The following is a 4,305-nucleotide window of genomic DNA, read 5'->3' as shown; positions in this document are numbered from 1 at the left end:
GCTCCAGGTGGGGGTGGACGGGCCGTACCTGCGCGCCCTGCCGCCCCGGGTGCCCGGCGGGGGCTTCTTCGCCGCGCGGCTCGTCCGCAAGCCGGGTTGACAGTCGGCGAGCCGCCACGTTACGCACGACCGACTTCTTTCGAGGGTGACAGCCGTGGCAGCAGACCCGAAGCAGTCCGAAGTGATGCGGCAGATCAACGAAGCCTTCCAGGCGGCCGAGGCCAAGCTGGCCCGGCTGCGTGAGGCCGTCGAGCGCAACACGGAGCTGGCGCGGGCCAATGGCAAGGCCGCCTTCCTCAAGGACAAGAAGGAGCAGGCCCACCGCGAGTTGGGGGAGGCCGTCTGGCAGTCCGTGCAGCAGGGGCGCCTGGAGCTGCCCGCGGGCTTCGCCAAGCTGCTCGCGTCCATCGCAGCGGCCGAGAAGGCGTCCGCGGACCACGCCGCGCAGCTCACGGACCTGCTCCGGGAAGGAGAAGAGGTCGCGGAGCGGTTGAAGGTTGGAAAAAGTGTCGCGAAGCCGCAAACAGTTGTGGCGTCTGGGACGAAGAAGCGGTAGAAGAGCGCCGCTTTCGACGGGTGGCACCGCTCCCCAACAGCGGTGCCAGCAGCAGGCAGCACAAGAAGGGGCTTTAGCTCAGCTGGGAGAGCGCTTGAATGGCATTCAAGAGGTCACCGGTTCGATCCCGGTAAGCTCCACTCTGAAATGAAAAAGGCCCGCGAGAGAAATCTCGCGGGCCTTTTGCTTTGCGGGGTGTTGCTAGGTCGCGGCGGGAGGCGTGCGGGGCAGGCGCACGGTGAACGTCGTCCCGGCGTCGGCCGTGGACGCCACCGTCACGGTGCCGCCGTGGGCCTCCACCAGCTGTTTCACGATGTAGAGCCCCAGCCCGATGCTCCTGCCGCTGTTGTCCGCGTCGCGGCTGACGCGCTGGAGCGGCTGGAAGAGCTGCTCCAGCCGTTCGGGCGGGATGGGCGTGCCCGCGTTGTGGATGGCCAGCGTCACGCTGTCGGCGTCCGCCCGGGTCTGGATGCGCACCGGGGTGTCCGGGGGGCTGTACTTGAGGGCGTTGGTCACCAGGTTCTGGACCATCTGCCCCAGCCGGTCCGGATCCCACTCGCCGTGACCGGGCCCGGTGCCCTCCACCTGGAGTTCCCGGTCCGGGTGCGTCGCTTCAATCTCCTCCACCACGCCCTGGAGGACCTCGTGCAGGTCCGTGGGCCGGCGCTGGATGCGGATGCCTCCGCCCAGGCGGGCCTGGGTGAAGTCGAGCAGGTCGCGGATCATCCGGTGGGCCCGCTCCGCGGACGTCTGGATGCGGCTGACGGCCTTGGTGCTGCGCTCGTCCAGCTCATCGCGGCGCATGAGGCTGGCAGCGCCCAGGAGGATGGCGCTCACGGGGTTGCGCAGGTCGTGGCTGACGATGCCAATGAGCTGCTGCTCGAAGTCCGCGCGCTGTTGCAGCTGGGCCTGGGCCTGCTTGCGCAGCGTGACGTCCTGGAGGGCGCCCACCATGCGGATGGCCGTGCCGTGGACGTCGCGCACCACCCAGCCCCGGTCCTCCACGAAGGCGTAGGTGCCGTCCTGCCGGCGGAAGCGGTACTCGCCGCGCCAGTCGCTGCCCCCGGGCGCGTCGATGACGCCGTGGATGTCGCGGCTGATGCGCTCCCGGTCTTCCGGGTGGATCTGCTCGTACCACCAGGTGGAGACGGGGCGCACCTCGGCGGCCCTGTAGCCGAAGAGCGCTTGCAGCCCCTCGTTCCAGATCACCTCCTGGGTGAGGAGGTTCCAGTCCCAGATGGCGTCCTTCGTGGCCCGGGTGGCCAATCGGTAGCGCGTCTCCGAAAGCTGGAGCGCCCGCAGCAGCTCCTCTCTCAGGGCCCGGGCCTGGGCGGCGTTCACGGTCCCCTCCAGCCGGGCCACCAGCTCGCGGACGCCGAAGGGCTTCACCAGGTAGTCGTCCGCGCCCGCGTTCAGCCCCTCCACCTTCGCCTCCTCTCCCGCCCGGGCCGACAGGAGGATGACCGGGACGTGGGCCGTGCGCGGGTCCGACTTCAGCTCGCGCAGGAGTCCGAAGCCGTCCAGCCCCGGCATCATCACGTCCGACAGCACCACGTCCGGGGGACGCTCCCGCGCCACGGCGAGCGCGTGGTGTCCGTCCGCCACCGCCTCCACCTTGAAGTGGCCTTCGAGCGCGCGCCGCACGTAGTCGCGCATGTCCTCGTTGTCATCCACCAGCAGCACGCGGCCGTGCGGGGCTGGAGCGCCAGCGGCCCCTTCCGGCGCCCGGGCGGCGGGCGCGGTCAGCGGATCGGGCAGGGCAGGGGCGAGCCACTGGGCCGCTTCCTGGACGAAGGCGCCCGGGCCCGGAGTCCGGACGTCGGCCGGCGCGCGGTCGCGGAGCTGCTCGGAAGGCAGGTGCGCCGTGCCGGTGGGCAGGGCCACCGTGAAGGTGCTGCCCTGGCCCACGGTGCTCACGACACTGACGTGGCCTCCGTGCAGCCTCACCAGCTCGTGCACCAGCGCGAGTCCGATGCCGCTGCCCTCGTGGCTGCGCCCCCGCGCGCCCTCCACCTGGTGGAAGCGCTCGAAGACGCGGGACAGCTCCGCCTCGGGGATGCCGGTGCCGGTGTCCTGGACGGACAGCTCCACGCGGTCGCCCCGCCACTGCAGCCGCACGGCGAGCTGGCCCTCGAAGGTGAACTTGAAGGCGTTGGAGACGAGGTTGAGGACGATCTTCTCCCAGAGATCGCGGTCCACCCAGACGGGCCCGGGCAGGGGCGGGCAGTCCACCACCAGCCGCATCCCCGCCTTCGCCACCAACGGTTCGAAGGCGGTCACAAGCTCGGTGGTGAGCGCCGCCAGGTCGGTGGGCTCGAAGGTGGCTCGCGTCCGGCCCGCCTCCAGGCGGCTGTAGTCGAGCAGGCTGTTGACGAGCCGGTACAGCCGCTGGCTGCTGCGCTGGACGAGTCGCAGCCGCTCCTCCTGCCAGGGGTTCAGCGGGAGGGCCTTGTTGGAGAGGACATCCTCCAGCGGGCCCAGCATGAGCGTCAGCGGCGTGCGGAACTCATGGCTGACGTTGGAGAAGAAGGCCGTCTTCGCCCGGTCCACCTCCTCCAGCACTTCGGCCCGTTGCTCGGCCTCTTCGTAGGCCCGGGCGCTCGCGAGCGCGGAACCCACGCTGCTGGCCACGAGCTCCAGGAACGAGCGGTAGGAGGCATCCGCCGGGAGCCGGGGGGACTGGCCCAGCACGAGCAACCCCGCCGGGTCCGACTCCCCCGTCCGCGCCAGTGGCAGCACGAGCGCGCTGTCCGGAGCGGGCACGTCCTCGCGCAGGGGCAGGGCGCCGAAGCGCTCGCGCAGCCCCTCCACGCGCTCGGCCCGGCCCGTGCGGGCCACCCGGGCCAGGGGCCAGGGATCCCGGGTGGCGTCGTCCAGGAGCACGCGCTCGGGACACGCGACGCAGTCTCCCTCCAGGCCCATGCGGGCCTCGAGCCGGGCGCCGGTGCCGTCCGCGTCCAGCAGGTACAGGAGCGCGAAGGGCAGGTCCGCCGGGTTCGTGGCCAGGGCCTCCAGGGCCCGGGCGCTGGTGTCGCGGCGGGTCCGGAGGCCCGCGGCGGTGCGCATGGCCACCTCCTGCAGCGTCCGCAGGCGGCGCGCGTCCAGCACCTGGCTGGTCGTCTCCACCACGGTGTCGAGCACGCCGCCAATCTTCCCGCTCTCATCGCGGATGGGGCTGTACGAGAAGGTGAAGTAGCACTCCTCGGGGAAGCCGTTGCGCTCCAGGAAGAGCCGCTGGTTCTCCGACAGGGTGGCGAGGCCCTCCTCGCGTACCTGGGAGACCAACGGGCCGAGGATGTCCCAGATCTCCGCCCAGACCTCCCGTCCGGACCGCCCCATCGCCTGGGGGTGCTTGCTGCCCAGCATGGGCCGGTACGCGTCGTTGTAGAGCTTCACCAGCTCCGGCCCCCAGAACATCATCATGGGGAAGCGGGAGTGGAGGCAGGTGCTCACCGCGGTGCGCAGGGACTGCGGCCAGTCCTTCACGGGGCCCAGCGGCGTCTGGGACCAGTCCATGGAACGCATCAGGGCGCCCATGTCGCCGCCACCGACGAGCACGTCGCGGACCGCGGCGTCCTCCTCGGCGGACCTGGGGACGGCTTCACTGCCTGGCAAGGGGACTCCTGGGGCGTGACTCCGGGCAGGGGCGGAAACCCCGGGCCCCTGACGCAGGCGGGAGCTGTCGAGTAGCCCCCGCCGCATCAGCCCGCCACCCCACGCCCGGACGGGCACCCCCTCCAACGCCCGGT

2 protein-coding genes and 1 tRNA gene are annotated in these 4,305 nt (G+C 71.5%); 2 read left to right on the top strand and 1 reads right to left on the bottom strand.

The features are described from left to right. Window positions 1-154 precede the first annotated feature (154 nt). Both D7X12_RS39775 and D7X12_RS39770 read left to right on the top strand, forming a co-directional pair. Window positions 155-556 (top strand): hypothetical protein, encoded by a 402-nt coding sequence (locus D7X12_RS39775; protein WP_120630354.1) that lies wholly within the window; start codon window positions 155-157, stop codon window positions 554-556. A 67-nt stretch (window positions 557-623) separates the two neighbouring features. Beyond that, window positions 624-696 (top strand) — tRNA-Ala (locus tag D7X12_RS39770). A 61-nt stretch (window positions 697-757) separates the two neighbouring features. Here the strand turns inward: D7X12_RS39770 and D7X12_RS39765 are convergent. After that, window positions 758-4,171 carry an ATP-binding protein gene (locus D7X12_RS39765; RefSeq protein ID WP_244225063.1) on the bottom strand — a complete coding sequence of 1,138 codons (3,414 nt, stop codon included), beginning with the start codon at window positions 4,169-4,171 and terminating at the stop codon, window positions 758-760. Window positions 4,172-4,305 lie beyond the last annotated feature (134 nt).

The sequence above is a fragment of the Corallococcus sicarius genome (assembly GCF_003611735.1).
Classification (GTDB): Bacteria; Myxococcota; Myxococcia; order Myxococcales; family Myxococcaceae; genus Corallococcus; species Corallococcus sicarius.
The sequence above is the reverse complement of the archived record's forward strand: the minus strand, read 5'-3'. Positions and strand labels throughout refer to the sequence as shown.